The organism is Variovorax sp. S12S4, from assembly GCF_023195515.1.
In the GTDB taxonomy this organism is placed as follows: Bacteria; Pseudomonadota; Gammaproteobacteria; order Burkholderiales; family Burkholderiaceae_C; genus Variovorax.
In genome coordinates this window covers 2,595,961-2,613,919 of record NZ_JALPKR020000002.1, presented here as the reverse complement: position 1 = coordinate 2,613,919, position 17,959 = coordinate 2,595,961, and the positions used below count along the sequence as shown (strand labels likewise).

At 62.0% G+C, this 17,959-nt stretch carries 25 protein-coding genes; 11 read left to right on the top strand and 14 right to left on the bottom strand.

The window, feature by feature from the left end:
* Positions 1-74: 74 nt before the first annotated feature.
* Positions 75-659: a dihydrofolate reductase family protein gene (locus M0765_RS12815; protein ID WP_258504012.1), complete on the top strand. Its 585-nt coding sequence runs from the start codon at positions 75-77 to the stop codon at positions 657-659.
* Positions 660-772: 113 nt separating this feature from the next.
* Entirely contained in the window at positions 773-1,249 is a 477-nt protein-coding gene (locus M0765_RS12810) for an NUDIX hydrolase (RefSeq protein WP_258504011.1), read from the top strand.
* A 59-nt stretch (positions 1,250-1,308) separates the two neighbouring features.
* Here M0765_RS12810 and M0765_RS12805 read toward each other — a convergent pair whose 3' ends face one another.
* On the bottom strand, positions 1,309-1,587 hold the full coding sequence (locus M0765_RS12805) for a hypothetical protein (protein ID WP_258504010.1): 279 nt from the start codon (positions 1,585-1,587) through the stop codon (positions 1,309-1,311).
* 146 nt (positions 1,588-1,733) lie between these two features.
* On the opposite strand from M0765_RS12805, the gene M0765_RS12800 reads away from it, so the two are divergent.
* On the top strand, positions 1,734-2,144 hold the full coding sequence (locus M0765_RS12800) for a response regulator (RefSeq protein ID WP_342456006.1): 411 nt from the start codon (positions 1,734-1,736) through the stop codon (positions 2,142-2,144).
* A gap of 125 nt (positions 2,145-2,269) precedes the next feature.
* On the top strand, positions 2,270-2,626 hold the full coding sequence (locus M0765_RS12795; RefSeq protein WP_258504009.1) for a hypothetical protein: 357 nt from the start codon (positions 2,270-2,272) through the stop codon (positions 2,624-2,626).
* Between the two features lie 84 nt (positions 2,627-2,710).
* On the opposite strand, the gene M0765_RS12790 is transcribed toward M0765_RS12795, so the two are convergent.
* The 7 genes from M0765_RS12790 to M0765_RS12760 form a co-directional block, all read right to left on the bottom strand.
* The gene (locus M0765_RS12790; RefSeq protein WP_258504008.1) at positions 2,711-3,112 is read right to left on the bottom strand and encodes a GreA/GreB family elongation factor; all 402 of its coding nucleotides are present in this window, start codon (positions 3,110-3,112) and stop codon (positions 2,711-2,713) included.
* A gap of 341 nt (positions 3,113-3,453) precedes the next feature.
* Positions 3,454-3,744, bottom strand: a complete 291-nt coding sequence (locus M0765_RS12785) for a putative quinol monooxygenase (protein WP_258504007.1) — start codon at positions 3,742-3,744, stop codon at positions 3,454-3,456.
* 128 nt (positions 3,745-3,872) lie between these two features.
* Positions 3,873-4,814 (bottom strand): AraC family transcriptional regulator, encoded by a 942-nt coding sequence (locus tag M0765_RS12780; RefSeq protein WP_258504006.1) that lies wholly within the window; start codon positions 4,812-4,814, stop codon positions 3,873-3,875.
* Positions 4,815-4,842: 28 nt separating this feature from the next.
* Positions 4,843-5,169, bottom strand: a complete 327-nt coding sequence (locus M0765_RS12775) for a hypothetical protein (RefSeq protein ID WP_258504005.1) — start codon at positions 5,167-5,169, stop codon at positions 4,843-4,845.
* A 540-nt stretch (positions 5,170-5,709) separates the two neighbouring features.
* Positions 5,710-6,261 (bottom strand): hypothetical protein, encoded by a 552-nt coding sequence (locus M0765_RS12770; protein WP_258504004.1) that lies wholly within the window; start codon positions 6,259-6,261, stop codon positions 5,710-5,712.
* Positions 6,258-6,704, bottom strand: a complete 447-nt coding sequence (locus tag M0765_RS12765; protein WP_258504003.1) for a hypothetical protein — start codon at positions 6,702-6,704, stop codon at positions 6,258-6,260. The genes M0765_RS12770 and M0765_RS12765 overlap by 4 nt, the downstream gene beginning before the upstream one ends.
* A 16-nt stretch (positions 6,705-6,720) precedes the next feature.
* Positions 6,721-7,599, bottom strand: a complete 879-nt coding sequence (locus tag M0765_RS12760) for a ParA family protein (RefSeq protein ID WP_258504002.1) — start codon at positions 7,597-7,599, stop codon at positions 6,721-6,723.
* 262 nt (positions 7,600-7,861) lie between these two features.
* Between M0765_RS12760 and M0765_RS12755 the strand changes: the two genes are divergently transcribed.
* The 3 genes from M0765_RS12755 to M0765_RS12745 all read left to right on the top strand — a co-directional run bounded on the left by M0765_RS12755 (position 7,862) and on the right by M0765_RS12745 (position 11,020).
* Positions 7,862-9,064 (top strand): MFS transporter, encoded by a 1,203-nt coding sequence (locus tag M0765_RS12755; RefSeq protein ID WP_258504001.1) that lies wholly within the window; start codon positions 7,862-7,864, stop codon positions 9,062-9,064.
* Between the two features lie 49 nt (positions 9,065-9,113).
* The gene (gene dkgB, locus M0765_RS12750) at positions 9,114-9,929 is read left to right on the top strand and encodes a 2,5-didehydrogluconate reductase DkgB (RefSeq protein ID WP_258504000.1); all 816 of its coding nucleotides are present in this window, start codon (positions 9,114-9,116) and stop codon (positions 9,927-9,929) included.
* Positions 9,930-10,084: 155 nt separating this feature from the next.
* Entirely contained in the window at positions 10,085-11,020 is a 936-nt protein-coding gene (locus tag M0765_RS12745) for an alpha/beta hydrolase (RefSeq protein ID WP_258503999.1), read from the top strand.
* 16 nt (positions 11,021-11,036) lie between these two features.
* On the opposite strand, the gene M0765_RS12740 is transcribed toward M0765_RS12745, so the two are convergent.
* From M0765_RS12740 to M0765_RS12720, 5 genes are all read right to left on the bottom strand, one after another.
* Positions 11,037-13,436, bottom strand: a complete 2,400-nt coding sequence (locus M0765_RS12740) for a phosphocholine-specific phospholipase C (protein ID WP_258503998.1) — start codon at positions 13,434-13,436, stop codon at positions 11,037-11,039.
* Between the two features lie 37 nt (positions 13,437-13,473).
* The gene (locus tag M0765_RS12735; protein WP_258503997.1) at positions 13,474-13,695 is read right to left on the bottom strand and encodes a hypothetical protein; all 222 of its coding nucleotides are present in this window, start codon (positions 13,693-13,695) and stop codon (positions 13,474-13,476) included.
* Between the two features lie 192 nt (positions 13,696-13,887).
* Positions 13,888-14,559 carry a hypothetical protein gene (locus M0765_RS12730; RefSeq protein WP_258508242.1) on the bottom strand — a complete coding sequence of 224 codons (672 nt, stop codon included), beginning with the start codon at positions 14,557-14,559 and terminating at the stop codon, positions 13,888-13,890.
* A gap of 125 nt (positions 14,560-14,684) precedes the next feature.
* On the bottom strand, positions 14,685-14,969 hold the full coding sequence (locus M0765_RS12725) for a hypothetical protein (protein WP_258503996.1): 285 nt from the start codon (positions 14,967-14,969) through the stop codon (positions 14,685-14,687).
* A complete protein-coding gene (locus tag M0765_RS12720; RefSeq protein WP_258503995.1) occupies positions 14,921-15,202 on the bottom strand; it encodes a hypothetical protein in 282 nt (93 codons plus the stop codon). The genes M0765_RS12725 and M0765_RS12720 overlap by 49 nt, the downstream gene beginning before the upstream one ends.
* Before the next feature lie 41 nt (positions 15,203-15,243).
* Between M0765_RS12720 and M0765_RS12715 the strand changes: the two genes are divergently transcribed.
* The 4 genes from M0765_RS12715 to M0765_RS12700 are packed head-to-tail and all read left to right on the top strand — an operon-like array spanning position 15,244 to position 17,279.
* Positions 15,244-15,771, top strand: a complete 528-nt coding sequence (locus M0765_RS12715; RefSeq protein WP_258503994.1) for a 2'-5' RNA ligase family protein — start codon at positions 15,244-15,246, stop codon at positions 15,769-15,771.
* A complete protein-coding gene (locus tag M0765_RS12710) occupies positions 15,771-16,094 on the top strand; it encodes a 1-deoxy-D-xylulose-5-phosphate synthase (protein ID WP_258503993.1) in 324 nt (107 codons plus the stop codon). The genes M0765_RS12715 and M0765_RS12710 overlap by 1 nt, the downstream gene beginning before the upstream one ends.
* A gap of 52 nt (positions 16,095-16,146) precedes the next feature.
* Positions 16,147-16,500: a hypothetical protein gene (locus M0765_RS12705; RefSeq protein ID WP_258503992.1), complete on the top strand. Its 354-nt coding sequence runs from the start codon at positions 16,147-16,149 to the stop codon at positions 16,498-16,500.
* Between the two features lie 11 nt (positions 16,501-16,511).
* Positions 16,512-17,279 (top strand): alpha/beta fold hydrolase, encoded by a 768-nt coding sequence (locus tag M0765_RS12700; RefSeq protein ID WP_258503991.1) that lies wholly within the window; start codon positions 16,512-16,514, stop codon positions 17,277-17,279.
* An 8-nt stretch (positions 17,280-17,287) separates the two neighbouring features.
* Here the strand turns inward: M0765_RS12700 and M0765_RS12695 are convergent, their stop codons facing one another.
* Complete coding sequence (locus tag M0765_RS12695) at positions 17,288-17,860, bottom strand: histidine phosphatase family protein (protein ID WP_258503990.1); 573 nt, start codon at positions 17,858-17,860, stop codon at positions 17,288-17,290.
* Positions 17,861-17,959 lie beyond the last annotated feature (99 nt).

Here is a 17,959-nt window from a genome sequence, read left to right as displayed (position 1 = left end):
CCTCGCCCTGTCTCCAAGTAGATGACACGCCCCGGAAGGGCCGGCGGCGTGGCACAACTCAAGGAGACCTTTTCATGGCCAAGCTCATCGTCAGCATCCTCAGTTCACTGGACGGCTACTGCGCCGGCCCGGGCGGCGCGCTCGCCAGCCTGCCGATGGATGCCGCCTTCAGTGCCCACAACCTCGACTGCATGCGCCTCGCCGGCACGCTGCTCTTCGGCGCGACCACCTTCCCTATGTTCGAGGCCTATTGGCCCAACGTCGACCGCGGCCCTGGCAGTGAACCGGTGCAGCGCGAGATTGCCGAGCGTGTGGGGGCAGCACGCAAAGTGCTTGTCAGCGACCGCCTGGTCGTGCGCCCCGACTCACCCTGGGCCGACACCGAAGTGGTCAGCCGAGCCCAAGCACCGGCCCGCATCGGCCAACTCAAAGCCGCGCCCGGCCCCGACCTGCTGATCTACGGCAGCCACGTGCTCTACAACGACCTTCTGGCACGGCGGCTGGTCGACGAGCTGCATTTGCTGGTGGGTAGCGTGTTGCTGGGTGAGGGTGTCCCCACCTTCGAGCCCGGCCTGGCGCAGAACTGGAAGCTGTTGAGCCAGAATCGCCTGCCAGGGTCGGACACGGTGGCGTTGCACTATGACTGCCGGCCGCAGTGAGCGGAGCAACGCGCGCTCTTGGCCGCATTCGGACTAGCGGGCGGGCGCTGGGGGCTGCGCTGCTCGATGGTGCAAACTTGCGCGAGTCCCACTGCAAACGACAGGCAGCCCCCATGATTTCAGTTCATCTTCACGGCCAGCGCTTCCAGGTCCGTGCCGCGGCCATCGTGCTCGATGCCGGTCACCTGCTCGTGCATCGTGCGCCGGGCGATGCGTACTGGGCGCTGCCGGGCGGCCGCGTCGAGGTCGGCGAAGCCGCGTCGGCGACGGTTGTGCGCGAGATGAGGGAAGAACTCGGCGAGGCGGTCGAATGCGGCCCTCTTGTGCATGTCGCCGAGAATTTCTTCGACCTTGCGGGCCAGCGCAACCACGAGATCGGCTTCTATTTTCGCGTTGCACTCGATCCGTGCTCCAGCGTGCTCGACAAGGAACGAACCCACCACGGCATCGAGAGCCACTTGAAGCTGGAGTTCCGCTGGTTCGCCCTCGCGGAACTCGCGTCGATCAACCTACGGCCGACCTTTCTGGCGGCCTCGCTGCTGGCCGATCCGCTGGTGCTCTCGCATGCGGTGCAGCGTGAATACGCATGAGTTCACTTCGGAAATTCTTCCAGTAGAGCCGATGCTCAAGAGTTTCTCCCATGGTCACCTCAAGAGTCTTTCGAGGCGACCTGCTGTTCAAGCGTCTCGTTCACTGTCTTCAGCTTTTCCTCGGCCGACCTGAGCTTGTCTTTGAGCTGGTCTGTTTGCTCGATCGCCTGGCCGACGTCGGGGTGCAGCGTCTCTTTCGGCACTTCACTGTCCAGCACCGTATGGACGACCGATAGATCCTCGGCAACTTCCTGGACCGTCTCAGCCGCATGCTTGTTCTCTTCAAGCGCCTTGGCCAGATCGGCAGGGTCTTTCTCGTCGGGGGATGGGCGGGTCATGGCACACCTTTCACTTTGAAATCCGATGTTAGTCGGCATGTAGCAACGACTCGGTCGCTTCTGCAAGATCAAGCTTTTGACCTACATCATCAACCCACCAGTACGTATAAACATTCACAGTCCGCAACCTGTTGCAACAAGTGGGATTGAGCAACGACGCTCCAACCGCCATGCCGCTCCAGACAGTTCTCATCGAGGACAGCACCACCATCAGAGAGGCTCTGATCCCGGCGTTAGCTGACCTCGCCAATGCGGAAGTTGTTGCCCTGGCTGAGACGGCAAGCGAGGCTGTCACCGTTCTCAAGAATCTGGGCAATGCCTGGGACTTGGCTGTGGTCGATCTTTTCTTGCGCGAAGGCTCGGGTCTCACGGTATTGCGAGCTTGCAAGGAACGCGCATCGCATCAGAGGATGGTTGTGTTGACGAACTATCCGACCGAAGAAATGCGGCGCCGGAGCCTGGAGTTGGGCGCCGATGCACTGTTCGACAAATCGAACGAACTCGACCGCTTTTTCGAGTGGTGCCTCAGTCCCGACATTCCGCACTCCCCTGGTTGAAGCCCGCCGCGCATCCGATCCACATTTGCCCGAACGGGCGAGCGCTTCGAAATCGGCCGCCGTTTCACTGCTCGGATACCATCTTGTCGAACGCTCTTCCCCCAACAGCACGACGGCTCGATGACATGCGTACCGCCATTTACTACTCGCTGATGCTCCTGCTCGGATTTGCCTGGTACAAGTACGGGCAAAACTTGCTTCAAAAAGAGCGTTGGAATGAAAAGGGCGAGCGCACCGAAGGCCTTGTAGGGCCGGTGGGATTGCTCATGACTGCTGCCGGAGTCTGCTACTTCCTGTTCGAGTTTTTGCGCGCGCTCGTTCGAGGTGAGGTGCCATGCGTCGGCAAGGCGTGCAGGATGCAGGTCTACACCCTGGCGGCGAATACTGGCGACTACTGGGCCAACATGTTCTTCCTTGCGTGGATGGTCCTTGGCCTGGGCTATGCAGCCTACGTAACACTCAAGATCTGGTTTCGGGCGTAGGGTTGCCGTAAGGGCGGCCTGGCGTTTGCGGCGCGCCAGCGCGCACTCGGCGCCCGCGCGGGAGCTCCACCTCGAGCCGGGCGTCTATCGCTGGTAGTCGCCAGCGGCCTCTGGCTGGAAGAGAATCGCCGCGACTTCAGCAGCGCAGCTGTCGCCCTTCGGCGTCAGCCATTTCGCAATGTCGCCGACCTTCAGGCCCAGCAGGCTGCCGCCGACCGGAGAGAGCACCGAGATGAAACCGGCCCCCGCATCGGCATCGCCCGGGTAGCACACAGTGAGCGTTTGACGCCGCGCGGTGTGCAGGTCGACGAGTTCCACTCGCGAGTACATCGTCACCACATCGGGTGGCGCCGCGCGCGAGCTCGTTACTTCGGCAATTGCCAACAGGTCTGCCAGGCTTGGCGGAAGCTCGCGCCCGAGCAGTTTGCTCAGGCGGGCGAAGTCAAGGTCGGTGAGCATGCGCTCGCCGTGAATCGTTGCATGCATTGACGCACTCCATCGAATGCGAGCGCCGTCCGATGGGGACGGCGACCGCTACCGCGCGAGGCTTTGTGCCCGGCGGTGGATGGTTGCGCTGAAAGGGGAAGAGCGGACCGCCGGGCTTAGGAATGTGCGGGCGTCAGCTGACGACGCACCTTCTTTGCGGCCACACGGGCATAGGCCGCTGCGAGAAGCAGCGCAGCCAAGGCAACGTGGATGCAAGCGACGGTGGCGGTCATGCGTGGGGAGTGTAGGCCGGGGGCGCCGTTGCAGTCGTTGCGTCGGCAATGGCCTCACACCTCTTGCCAGATTAAGCCGCCGCTGACGGCGCGCCGCCGGACCGTCGATCAAAGCTCCATGCAATAGCGGCTCACAGGCGCACAAGCCAGCTGCGCCTCCAGCGCACTCCAGGCGCCCGACGCCACCGCACGATCGATATGCGCCTGATGGTGGCGCTTTGACTCCCATGATTCGACCAGTGTGAACGCGCAGGCGTTGTCGCCGTGCCCGAACAGCCGCACGCCCCGGCAGCCATCGGCCGACGGCAACGACTGCTTGACCTGGTTCATGAGCTCGGCGAATGCAGAAGCGCCCTCTGGCTTGGCTTCGAAAGTGATGATGACGTTGATCGGGTCCATGAAATTTCGCGCTGCTTTCAACAAAAGAAAAAGGAAGCAGGCAGGTTAGCCAGCGCCCTTCCCCGCGCCAAGACGCAAAGCTGCGAACACATTGACCATGGCTGCGAACTGCCGCAGCCACCGTCCCTTCAACCCGACTGCACGCGCCGCACGTATTCCGCGGGCGTCGCCTCGAACCGTCTGCGGAACGCGCGGTTGAAATGCGCGGCGCTCTCGAAGCCCACCTTCGCGGCCGCATCGCCGGGGCGCAGCCCGGTGCCCAGCATCAGCATGCGCGCCTCTTCCAGCCGCAGGTCGCGAATGCAGCGCATCGGCGTGACCCCGGCCACCTCGCGGAAGCTGTGCGCAAAGTGCGAAGGGCTCATGTGCACGTGGCTGGCAATTTCGGCCACCGACAGCGGCCGGCCCAAGTGGCGGCGCATGAAGGCGATGGCCGCCTGTATGCGTGCGCCCGCCTTGGTGACGGCGCTCGCGCTGCGAATGGCCGCCGCCGCTTCGGAGCGCAGCAGCCGCAGCACGATCTCTTCGACCGCCAGCGGCGCGAGCGTGCGGCGGTCCACCGGGTCGTCCGCCGCCAGCAGCAAGCGCGCGAAGGCCTCGACCACCTCCGGCACTACCGGCGCCGTGAAGTTCTCGGTCACCCTGGCCGGCTCGGCCGCGAGCGTGCCGCTCTCTGCCAGCGCGACGAAAGACTTGACCAGCACGTCGGGCGGCAGGTCGAGGTGAATGGCGAGGTACGGCTCTTCGGCGCTCGCCCCGACGACCGTGCCCAGGCACGCGACCTCGGCGCCGAGCACCAGGCATTGGGTGGCGCCGTAGTCGAGCGAGCGACGGTCGCTATTACCAAGGTGCGCGGTCTTGCGGCCTTGCAAGACGACCACGACGCCGGGTGTGAGGCGTTGGGTTTTCTCGTAGCGGATGGGGTGGGAGAAACGGTAGTAGCGCAGCCCGGGGTAGAGGGCGTCGGTGCGGCCGTCTGAAGAGGCTCGCGCCGCGACCATGTTCCGGAGGCGTGCCCAAGTGGCGGAAACGCTTTCAGATTTGCCATCGGCAACGGGTGAAACGGGCATCGGCTGTGTTGTGGGGAAAAAGCTGGCGCTACATGGCGCCGGTAGTGTTCCGTTGAAGCGCTTCGTGAACCACGCCAGTGGCGGCGTTGACGGTGTTGATGCGGACCAGCAGGGCGTCGTTGAGCAGGCGCAGCAAGGCGCTCAGTTCGGTACGGCTTGGGGTGAGTACTTCGCAGTCACTCAGGGCGCTGGTGTCGATGAGCTTTTCGAGCGCCGTGTAGGCGCGCACTACGTGGTTTAGGGCCTGGGCGTCGTCGCAAGCTTGCAGAGCGAAGTCGTCGAGGCTGGATGATGTTGGCTCAGGAGCGGTGAAAGGGGCGCTAGATCGCCCTAGGGCAGCTTCAGATTCAGCCATAGAGGCCTCCAGTCGGGTTCTGTTTGCTACAGCCGACGCACCCGCTTCCAAACGGTGGCGGCAGCTCGAACGGGTTGGAAGACCGGGAACCCTCTTGCGAAAGCCGGCAGGGCTCGCGCCCTCCCGTCCGAGCCGCCATAAATGGCGCACGAACGAAAAGGCCGCAGACCACGTGCGGTAACTGCGGCTTTCGTCGCAGAGGGTTCAACGGGCTTCCAAACCCGATCGCGCTTTTTTGCGCGACTCCGAAGTATATCCAAGACAGTCCGACATCAACCCCGAACTTGTCACGCCTCAAATAAAAAACTCAATTCACAAAAAGAAATAAAATATCGCCAATATTCCTATTTTTGAAATAGAATTTTAACCTTGCAGCGCTTTCTCATTATGCCCTGTCTAATTTCAAGATTGTTTTCAAATCTCCACTCATTCCGCTCAATAGCGCCCGCTTCGTAGAAGCAGTGAATTTATCCCACATTTCTTGCGCTACTGTTGCCAGCAAGATATCGTGCAAAATCTGCTCGGCAGTCTGAAATTGCTTCAGCACCTCCCCTGAGTAGCCTGATTTGGATTTATGTCCTTGATTGCCACATGATGCACCCATACGCCTGGCAATTGCCCGTGAACAATTGCAGATATATCGCTATACCAGTTTTCAAGTCGACTCTGGAGACCAAGTTTTTCTTGTATTGACTTGAACTCAGGAATGTGCAACCTATAAAACGCAATTACATCGGCCTTCGAAATATAAAACGACTTATCCCTCACCAAAGTCGCCAATTCCGCGGGATGAGATCGAAAATACGAGTAGTACAACCCGTTCTCCACGACGTTTCGTATTGAGGCTGCTGCGGCGTGGTAAAGAGAAAGCGAAGACGAGACCACTGCGGTGTTAGCTGCTGTCTGAGCCGACCATAGGAACGCAAGTGCAGGATTTCCGGCATCTGCGGACGCTAGACCTCTCACCCATTCGGCGATGCGCGCGCACCCTTTATCGAATTTTTCCATGGTATTCGCATCGTTAGAAAAATTCAGAACACCGGCATTCCAATCGACAGAACTTAGCGCTTTTTTAAGCTGCAGAACTGTCATTTTTTTCCTCTCTTCGAATCGACAATACCTTTTAGATAGGGGTCAGAAGAAATTCCAATTCTTGCCTTAAACTCTTCCATTTGGCGCACAGTGGAATCCAAGAAAAATGACTCCAATATTTGACGTATTGTTAGATTTTCGTCCATCGCAGCGTCGTCGAAAAAGAAGCCGAGGTTATGAAGGATGTCGATCAGCCTCAATCTGGAGATCTTTCTTTGCTGCACTCCTCGATACAACTCATCGACAACTGACATCTCGCTATGCATCGGCATTGGAGAGTGCTTAGCTTCACCATGCCCCTCGTCCCAAGCGACAAGGGTGCGCATTAAGATCGAATGCAGGTCTTCTGTGAAGGAAAAATCCGATTTCAGTTCTCTTGCTATTTTTTTAATTTCAGCATCGCTGAAATTACCAAAGATTGCAACACACATTGTGCGCAGCAACGCTTTTTTCTCTCATTCATGGATTGGCCACCCCTATACGAATTAAAAACTCCTTGGTCACTGCGGTTAGATTATTAAAAGCCTCTGTGCTATATGGCTTACTGCTCTCCCAAACAAATCCAGAACCATTTTCCGGCTCGGTAAAAGCACTATATTTTTTTAACGTATGCGCAAGACAAAGCGAGGAAAACTTAGCCTCTGCGCGGATACTTCGTTCTTCTCGAGAAACTCCCTTTCGAGGCACCCGATTAAACAAAATATGAGGTTTGGGGCCACTCGCACCTTGTTTTTTTGCATCTATAAATGCAGCCATGAGCCCAACCCCTCGCACTGCATATTTTTGCGGCAAAACCGGAATTAGTACATGATCAGAATTTCGCAGCGATGTTTTTGTAAAGATTGAACCCGCTGGATGGCAATCGATTAAAATCAGATCATAGCAAGTCCGACATTCAGCAATAAATTTTTTGAACCTATTCTCCATAGGTTTCGCACTGTGCTCGTGATCACCTAGGGCTACATACATTAAATCCAGTGTCGAAGGAACAATATCCAAGTGTCCGATCGATCCATAACTGAGTACTCTGGCTGCTAGCGATGTAACCGTTGGAGGTCTTTCATTTCCAGGAACCGCCAATTCATATGGATTGAGCTCCTCTTGCGCATCAGTCAATACCGAAAGCACTGTTTTCCGCTCGGCCTCAAGAGCGAAGTATTTCCTTGCGGGCAAGAGAGCTTGTGACAGATTGAACTGCGGGTCGTAATCAATAACAAGAACACGCCGCGGCGTTGTCGCCCCAAATTTATAAGCTGCACTTGCCCCGGCAATATGCATTGCCACGGTTGTTTTGCCGACGCCACCCTTCATATTCATGACTGTGACTACAGTTGCCATACATCTCCCCCTAAGAGAATTTAAATGCCGAACGGAGTATGACAAGAGAGTTGACAAATCACCACTAGGTTTGCGATATGTTCGTCCTTAGGGGAGGCAAGCCATTCCTCTCACTGACCGATGTGTGCTTACGAAGTCATGCTCCACACCGCTTGCAGTGCGGTCGACTATTGACTTGCTAGCAACTATCTTCTGCCCCAACCCCCATTTATCCGCAAAGGTAATCCCAAGACACTCCTCCTAACCCATTCAGGAGTGCCTCATGCCAATCGCCCTACTCGCGCTGACCCTCAGCGCCTTCGCCATCGGGACGACCGAGTTCGTCATCGTTGGCCTCATCCCAACTGTCGCTGCTGATCTCGGCATCGGCCTTCCCTCCGCCGGCCTGCTGGTCAGCCTTTATGCGCTGGGCGTCGCCATCGGCGCGCCGGTGCTCACCGCGCTCACGGGCAAGCTGCCGCGCAAGGCGCTGCTGCTCGGGCTGATGACGCTGTTCACGCTCGGCAACTTGCTGGCGTGGCAGGCGCCGAGTTACGAATCGCTGATTGCCGCCCGCGTGCTCACAGGGCTGGCGCACGGGGTGTTCTTCTCGGTTGGCTCGACCATTGCCACGGGCCTGGTGCCTAAGGAAAAGGCCGCGAGCGCCATTGCCATCATGTTCACCGGGCTCACGGTGGCGCTGGTTACGGGCGTGCCGCTGGGCACGTTCATCGGGCAGCACTTCGGCTGGCGCGAGACTTTTCTGGCAGTGTCTGCGCTAGGGGTTATCGCGTTCATCGGCAGCTGGTTTTTTGTTCCCAGCAACATCCGCCACACACCACCGGCCTCGCTGGCGCAGCAGGCCAAGGTGCTGGCAGAGCCGCGGCTGTTGCTGGTGTATGCCAAGACGGCCATCGGCTACGGCGGCTCGTTCATTCCGTTCACGTTTCTGGCGCCCATCCTCACGGAGGTGTCGGGCTTCAGCGCGGGCGCTGTGGGCTGGGTCATGCTGGTGTACGGTGTGTCGGTGGCGGTGGGCAACATCTGGGGCGGCAGGCTGGCCGACCGCATGGGGCCGATTCCGGCGCTGAAGATCATCTTTGCGCTGTTGGCCGCGGTGCTGCTGGTGTTCAACTTTGCAGCGCCGCACAAGTGGCTGGCGCTGGTGGCGGTGCTGATGTGGGGCGCGGTGGCCTTCGGCAACGTGCCGGGGCTGCAGGTGTATGTGGTGAAGCAGGCCGAGCGCTTTACGCCGCAGGCGGTCGACGTGGCCTCGGGCCTGAACATTGCGGCGTTCAACCTGGGCATTGCGCTCGCAGCGTGGGTGGGCGGACTGATCGTGACGCACCTTGGCTTGATGCACACGCCGTGGATTGGCGCGCTGGTGGTGCTGGTGTCGCTGGCGCTCACGCAGTGGAGCGGAGCACTCGACCGACGTGCCGGCATTCCGGTGCGGGCTTCGGGCCCGGTGCCGGTAGGGCACTGAGCGGCCCTCTTCTTTCTCTTTTTTAAAACGCACAAGGACAAACAACATCATGACAACCGACAACACCATTCCCGCCTTCGGCCTTGGCACCTTTCGCCTGAAGGGCCAAGTGGTGATCGACTCGGTGAAGAACGGGCTCGACCTGGGCTACCGACTGATCGACACGGCGCAGATCTACGGCAACGAGGCCGAGGTGGGCCAGGCCATCGCCGAAAGCGGCGTGCCGCGCGGCAAGCTCTTCATCACGACCAAGATCTGGACGGACAACTACGCAAAAGACAAGCTGGTGCCCAGCCTGAAAGAAAGCCTTGCCAGGCTGCGCACAGACCATGTCGACCTGACGCTCATCCATTGGCCCTCGCCCGGCAACGCGGTGCCGGTGGCGGAGTTCATGGGCGCGCTGGCCGACGCCAGGGCGCAGGGGCTCACGCGGCAGATCGGCATTTCCAACTTCAACATCGCGCTGATGAAGGAGGCTATTGCGGCAGTGGGCGCGCAGAACATTGCCACCAACCAGATCGAGCTGCACCCCTACCTGCAGAACCGCAAGGTGGCAGAGTTTGCGAAGAGCCAGGGCATTCACATCACCTCTTACATGACGCTGGCCTACGGCAAGGTGCTGGCCGACCCGGTGATCGAGGCGATTGCGAAGGCGCACAACGCAACCACCGCGCAGGTGGTGCTGGCGTGGGCCATGCAGCTGGGCTACGCGGTCATTCCGTCATCGACCCGACGCGCCAACCTCGAGAGCAACCTGAAGGCGCAGCAGTTGCGGCTGGAGGATGCCGAGATGGCGCAGATTGCGGCACTCGACCGCGGCGAGCGGCTGACCGACCCCGCGGGCCTTTCGCCCGCATGGGATTGATACGAGTGTTTCAGGGCTGAGCTACCCCTTGATTGGCCCGCAACGGCGGGCTCGTGTGGCATTCTGAAGCGGGGCTGTATTGGCTTGCGCGCGCACTTTGTCGACGTGGCGCCTGACGGCATTTCTTTTCAACCACACTCGATCGAGGAGTTGCGATGCGGCAACTTGGACGAACGCTGCGCGCGTTCGTATTCGTTGGGGGCTGGGCGTTGGTGCTCGGCATGTCGAGCTGCGGCGGCGGAGGTGGCGGAGGTGGTGGCGCGGTGTTTCCCATTGCGGCCGTGGGTACCCCGCCGCCGCCGCCGAGCGATACGCCCGCCGCGCCGCCTTCACCGCCGCCGCCCCCACCTGCTGAGCCGGTCGATCCGCCTCCGGCAACCAGCCGCGTGGTTTCCGACAGCATTGCCTCGGCCAAGACCGGCGCAAGCTATCCGCTCGAGATCTATCTGCCCGCTTCTTACGACGGCAGTTCAACGCGCTACCCCATCATCTACGCGATGGACGGCGACGCGATCTTCAACCCGCCGGGCACGCGCTTTTCCAACTTCAAAGACATTCTCGAAAGCCGCGGAACGCAGGCGATCCTGGTCGGCATTGGCGGCACGTCGCGCCGCGAGCAGGACTACACCTTGCCCGGCGCCAGGGCGTATCACGACTTTCTGACGCAAGAGCTGGTGCCGTTCATCGAAGCGAAGTACCGCGCCGACACAGGCAGGCGCATGCTCACCGGCCTGTCGCTGAGCGGGAGCATGGCGGGCATTGCGCTCTTTCTCGAAGGGGCGGCGGGCAGCTTGACGTTCTCGCACTTCCTGTCGTTCGAAGGCGCGTATTCGTACCAGGGACCGGAGTACGAAAACCTCGAGCAGCAAATGCACGACGCACTCAACGGCCGGCCCCTGCCCGCCACACTCATTCTTACGCGCTGCAGCGACCCGGTCGAGTGCAACTCGGGCCCTGTCGACTCGATATTCAGGCGGCTGCAGGGGCGCGTGTACCAGGGCCTTACGGTGGAAGAAACCACCTACTCGACCACGCACACCGCAACCGATATTCCGTCGTTCACGGATTCGGTTGCGAAGCTGCTGCCTTAGGCCCCGGCTGTCGCGGTCAGAAGCGGTCTGGCAGCCCCATGGCCGGATCGCTCACCGAATGCCGGCCCGTCTCGATGCGGCCGGCAAAGCGCCGGTAGAAGGACGGGTCGGCATCGCAGGTCACCACAAAGTCGTACCACTGGCCACTGGCGTCCAGGCTCCAGCGCATGGCGGTGTCGCCGCCGCCCTTGACGCGAACGCGCCATGAGCCGTCGGGGTGGGGGCGGTAGATGCCGTTGTTGCCGTGGTCGCCGTGGTTGTTGTTTCCGTTGTTGTCGTGGCGGCGGTCGTTGTCGTCGTCTTCGCGGTCTTCGTGGCGGCCCTTGCCTCCGGCCTGGTAGGCGTCGGGTCGCGGGTAGGCCTTGTTCGACTGCACGGTAAAGCGGCAATCGCGCCGGCCGTCGTTGCGCATCTGCAGGTAGATGTCGCCGCGGCGCGCGTCGTAGCCCACGCGAATTTCGGGCGCGGCCGCACCGCCGGCGCGCAGCCGGTTCAGGTCGCCCTTGAACTGGCGGTGAAAGCCGTTGGGGCCGAGCACCCACAGGTCGTACAGCCCGGCGTTGTCGGTCATGGCGTTCCAGTAGCCGTCGAGCTGCTTGCCGGGCTCTACCGCATAGCGGCGCGGAAGGCTGTCCGACAGGTGCAGCTTGTCGTACACGTGGAACACCGCGGCCGCCTTGCCGCTGTTGGCAAACAGCAGCTGAACGCGGCCGTTGAGCGAATCGCTGCGCGCGCTGGTATGCAGCTCGTAGGGCAGCGCGCGCGAGGGCCGCACACCGGTCGCCTGCACCGGCAATGCGGCGTCGGCCGTGGGCACGATGCTCGGCATGGTCTGCTGCGCGGCGGTGAGCGCATCGGCCTCTGCCTTGGTCTTGCGGCCTGCCAGGGTGGGCAAGGGCTCGTCGTTGGGCCGCTCGAAGTTGAAGGCGCTGGTGAGGTCGCTGCACACGGCGCGGCGGTATTTGCTGATTTGCGGTTCGGCCACGCCAAAGCACTTTTCCAGGAACATGAGCGTCGAGGTGTGGTCGCACACCTGCGAGTTGACCCAGCCGCCGCGGCTCCACGGAGAAACCACCCACATCGGCACGCGCGGGCCGGGGCCGTAGGGGCGGCCGTCCATGGCGGGCTGCCGCGGCGTGGCCGGCGTGTAGTTGTGATATTCGACGGCCACGTCGGCCTCGGCCATGGTGGTGGCACCGGCGAGCGTTCCGTCGGGGTTGCGCGACGGTGCCGCGGGCGAAGGCAGGTGGTCGAAGAAGCCGTCGTTCTCGTCGAAGTTGATGAGCAGCACGGTCTTGCTCCACACCTCGGGGTTGGAGGTGAGTGCGTCCAGCACTTCCTGCACATACCAGCCGCCCTTGGCCGGGCTCGAAGGGCCGGGGTGCTCGCTGTAGGCAGACGGCGAAATGATCCACGACACTGCCGGCAAGGTGCCGTTGCGGATGTCTTCACGGAAGGTTTCGAGAAAGCCATACGGCATGGTGTTGCCGAAGCCCTTGGCCAGCGGGCTGAGCGGGTCGTCGATGGCAGGGTCATAAAACGGCCCCGCGGCGGTCACCGGCTGCGTGATGTCCGTGGCGGGCACGTACACGGGGCGGCGGGCTTCGGGCATCTGCTCGATGGCGGTGCGCCAGTGCCTGAAGCTCATCATCTCGTTGCAGCCGAAGTTGTCGATCAGGCTCTGGTAGACCTTCCATTTGACGCCGGCCTTTTCGAGCCGGTCGGCATAGGTGGTCCAGGTCCAGCCTTCGGTGGAGGCGCCAATGTCGTTGCCCGCGTTGAACTGGTTGTTGAGCACCGCCAGCTGCACCTTGCTTCCATCGACCGGGCTGGTGCCGTTGGGGCCATTGGTGCCGCTCCAGTAGAACAGGCGATTGGCAATGGTGCCGGTGTGCATGCCGCAGTGGTAGTGGTCGCACAGCGTAAAGGCCTCGGCCAGCGCACGCTGGAACGGCACTTCCGCGGTGTCGTAGTAGCCCATCGACAGCAGGTTCTTCGAGTCCGGCCACTTGAACATGCGGCCATGGTCCCAAGCGGCCTGCGAATCGGACCAGCTGTGCGGCGTGCTTCCCGCGCGCTGCGCGTTGCCCTTGCTCTCGTCCAGGCGGTAGGGCACATAGGTGCTGGGCGGCGATGTCTTGGTATAGGTCTGGTGGAAGATGGTCTTGCCGTTGGGCGCCGGAATGGCAAAGCGGTCGCCATAGCCGCGCACGCCCTTGAAGGTGCCGAAGTAGCTGTCGAATGACCGGTTCTCCTGCATCAGCAGGACGACGTGCTTCACGTCCTTGATGGTGCCGGTGTCGTGGTGCGCCGGAATGGCCAGCGCGCGGCGAATGCTGGGCGGAAAGGTGGCCAGCGTGGCGGCTGCAATGCCGGTGCCCGTGGCGCTCTGGAGAAACTTGCGACGTGTGGTCATGGTGGGTCGGTTTCAGGTGTTGAAGATGCGCGCGCCTTCAGGGGGCGTAGCTGACGGTGGGTTCGCTGTTGTTGCCCGCGTTGGACGTGGTCGATGCGGGGTCGGTCTTGGCCGTGTTGTCACCGCTGTCCTTTGCGGAGGCACTGGCGCTGAAGCCGCCACTTCCGCCACCGCCATCACCACCGCCGCATGCGCTCAACGCGCAAGCGAGGACCAACAGCGCGAGCGGCGCGCGCAAATACAAAAGCCGTGAATGCATGGATGAGTCACTCCTGATTTCGCCGAGGCAATTTGAATGGCCTTGACGACCGGCAGTGTCTCCGCCGCCAATGCATCAAGGCGGCATCAAGCGTACGAAGCAGCCATGACACCGCGATGTAGCAGCGATGCGAACCTTGGTAGGCGTCGGAGGCAAATCAGTAATGCATTGGTAATGCATTGCCGATGTTTCTCAGTCGAACGGCGTCCATCGGCCGAATTCAGGGCACACCGTTGCTCGCTTGCCGTTCACCCTCACCTGCTCTTCATGCAGTTGCGATGCGGTCGAAGGATCGACGTCGAACGCAACGCCGAGTGCGCGCGCCACATTGGCATCTTCAATGGGCAGCTCCCAGGTAAGAAACACCTGGGTGCAGTCTTTCTCCGGGCCGAAGCTGGCCGCATCGAAACCGCTGCCGCCGCGCGGAACCACCGCATGAGGCTGGCCGGTATCGAAGACCAGGACCGTGCCGCGCGCAAGCGGAATGCGATGGCCCGTGGCAGCAAAGTGCACGTCGAGCCCCTTGTCCTCGCTCAGAAAGAGATTGCAGAACGCCGCGCCGCCGTATTGCGCAGCATCGTGGTGGTACCTCGCGCCGCGGCAAGCCATGAGGGCAACGTCGCTCGACGCAAGCACGTCGCCCAGGCCGAGCGCGCGCGTCCACTCCGCCGCAGCCTGCACGCAACGCGCGTAGTCGGGCCAGCGCGCACGCGCCCGCGCCAGGGGCAACGACTCCACGTCGCCGGGCTCCAAGGCCAGTCGTGAAGAGATCTCGCGCTCCCAATCGGCTGTGAGCCTTGCAGGAGGCACCGGCACATCGACCGTGCCGGACAGCACGACATCGCCTACGCTGCGACTGCGCATGGCGTCGCCGCTCAGGAAGTAGGAAACGAGGTGGTCTTCTCGCACGCGATGCGGTGGAGGGAAAGGCTCATCCGCAGCAGTGTAGTGAGGCAGGCTCCGCGTGCCCGCCATCGCCGCTAGCGGCGTCAAGGCCTGAGCGTGGGCTCCCGCCTTGCATAGGCCAGCGCGGCAAAAAGGCCCAGGCCCGCCATGGCCGCGGCGCCCCAAGCCACCGCGGGGCTGCACAGCATGCGGCCGAGCGACGAGCGTTGTCCGCTGCCCGTTCCGATGCCTGTGGCGGCCTGTTCGAGCGGCGTGAGCGGCCGTGCCGTGTTGGGGTTTTCTTCGCCCTGGAGAACGGCCTGGGAAATTTCCAGCGGCGTCAGTTCATCGGCAACGGGTCCGAACAGCGATTTGTCGTTGGCGCGCATGGAAGGCCTTTCTTTTCTTTTCGAAAATTTGAATCTGCGGCTAAGGCTCTCCTGGCGCCGGCCCGGCGTTCTACAGCCGACAACGGACTTTTGCGTAGGCCGAGGGCGCGCACGTTTCGTTGCAGGCCGAAGTGTTCCTCCTCGTAGCGATGGCCCGTGGCAGCGAGGTGCACGTCCAGCCCTTTGTTCTCGCTCACGAACAGGTTGCAGAACGCCGTCAGGAGATCTTGCATGAGGCGATGCGGAGTACGCGGCTTGATGAATATCATCGGGCATGGCGATATCCGCATTCATTGTTCCGGTGCCCTCGGCCGAAGCGCTCGTTGGAGACCTGCGCCGGCGTTTCGATGCGACCACCGAGCTGGGAGTGCCTGCGCATATCACCGTGCTCGTGCCGTTCATGGACCCTCGGCACATCACACCTGCCGTATTGGAGCGGGCGCAAACCGTGTTGAACACAGTTGCCGCGTTCTCCTTCTCGCTGAATACCGTGGCGTGCTTTCCGACCACCGCGTATGTCTCACCGCAATCGGCCGAGCCCTTCATCAGGATGACCAAAGCGCTCGTGGAGGCTTTTCCGGATTTTCAGCCTTACGGCGGAGAGCACCAAGGCATCATTCCGCACCTCACGGTGGCCCATGGTGACGCGGCCGAAGCCAGTGCAGTCGCCGCTGAGCTGCAGAGCCGGCTCGATGCACTCGGTGCTGTCACCGCAGATTGCACTTCGGTCATGCTGATCGAAAACTCGACCGGCCGATGGGAAGAGTTGCACGTCTTTGATCTTCCCAAGGGTGAGCGCTGATGAAAAGCCGCATCATGTACATCGAAGCGAAGACGGGCGGGCTGACAGGGCCGGCCCGCATAGGCCGCGTCACCAGTTCCAAATCTGGCGCAACGCTCTACTACGGAGGCAAGGCGTTCTGCAGCCTCAAGGGCGACGGTTTCAAATCGAACTACTACGACGTTGAAACCGGCGAGCACTACTGGATCTCTGGTCCCAGGAAGGACGGGAAAGACGCCCTGTATGCAACGCACATCAAGCCAGCCATAGACGACGACGCTCGAGATGAGTACTGGTCGAAGATCCGTGGGCACGTCCCACCGGAGAGCGAGGGCCGCCGCTGAGCTATCGAAAGCAGCAGTAGCCGACCCATAGCCATTTGGCCAGAATGCGCCCATGAGCCACCATAACGACACGCAGGAGACCACCGAACACATTCCTTTCGAGGAATTCCGCGAGGGGCTGCCGCAAGGGCGCTTTCGGGTCATCGTCAACCCCGCGCTGGCAGCGCCCTTCGTGTCGCACCGCATGCATGCGACGGCATTGGCCCTTGCCCTCATCGGCCCCGGCATTGCCGCGGCGTTGGCCGGGCATCTGTGGATCGGCGGGCCGTCGGTGGTGGCCGGCATCCTGGTGCGGTGGTCCGTCAAGAAGCAGGCGCCCCGCATTCTTTTGCACCTGGCCGCGCGCGTGCCATCGGTCTATGAGCAGGCCGGCGAGCATGGCGTGATGGAAGTGCGCCGCGCCTGAGGAGCGATGCGATGCAAACAGCGAACATTTACGCGGAACAAGGCGGCGAAGGCCCCGACCTGCTTCTCATGCTGCATGGCATGGGCGCAACCGGCGCCGTGTGGTCGCCCATGTGCGGCATGGCTGGCACCCGCTGGGCCGGCCGCTGGCTCGCGCTGGACTTGCCCGGCCATGGCCGCTCTGGCCGGCAAGACTCTTATGCAATTGGCCAATACGCCGCAACTGTTGCGCGCGCCGCACTTCCGCACGTCGACCCCGCAGGTCGGCTGGTAGTGCTCGGGCATTCGCTGGGCGGAGTGATCGCCCTCGCACTGGCCACCGGCTGGTTCGGCGTGGCACCGCACCGGGTCTTTGGGGCCGGCATCAAGGCAGCATGGAGCGACGATGAACTGCGCCGCATGGACACGCTGGCATCGCAACCCGCAAAGAAGTTTTCCACGGAAGAAGAGGCGCGGGAGAGATACGTGAAGGTTTCAGGCCTTGCGGGAATCGCCGATGCATCGGCGGCTGCCGCTGCAAGAGGCGTGGAGCGCGACGCCGATGGATGGCGCCTGGCGATGGACCCACGGGCCAATGCAGTCGGCAAACCGCCGCTGTCCGAACTGATGGCGCTGGCCCGCTGCCCCGTTCACCTTGGCCGGGGACGCGACGATGCTTTGGTGACGATGGAGCAGACCCGCGCGCTCGACCCTGATGCACGCGACCTCGGGCCGCACGGCCACAACGTGATGATCGAGGCGCCCGAAGCGGTTTGGGACTGGGTCGCTTCGTTCACCTGACCCAGGCGTCATTGCCCGTCGGTGGGTAGCGTGCCCACCACCGCCAAGGCGCCCTGGCGCGATCGCATGACCACGCCTTCGCCAGACGCCGGCGCGACGCCCGTCAGCGCACTGATGTTGGCCTGGTGCGTGGTCACCACGAGTACACCCGGGCCGCGCCAGGCCAGGAGCAGCGCCCGCGCACGCTCGCTCTGCTCGGGTTCGCGCGATCGATCGGAGAACAGCGAATTGAATGCACTGTCGACACGAGCCTTGATGGCGGGGAAGGCCAAGGTAGCGGTATCGCGCGCACGGCACCATTCGGACGTAAGCACGGTAGACACTGCAATGCCGCGTTCGCGAAACCGCTCGCCGATGCGGCGCGCCTGCTTGCGACCCGTGTCGTCAAGGTTGCGCTGGGTGCTGCAGTCGTCCAGGCGCATGCCGGGCGGGTCTCCGATTCCAGGTGCCTCGGCATGCCTGAACACAACGACATCGCCATTGCGCAGCGCGCCCCACCCGGTGTCGGTCTGGCCCGGGCCTGGCGCGCAGCCCAGCACAAGGGCACTGGCCAGCAGCATGCATACGGCAGCGCGGTTCATGTGAGCTCCTGGTACAGGTCGACGCCGACTCGAGCCCTATAGTAAAGACCCGCCCTCACCTTGAAAAGGAGTACCGCTCGTGTTCACGACACTTTCATT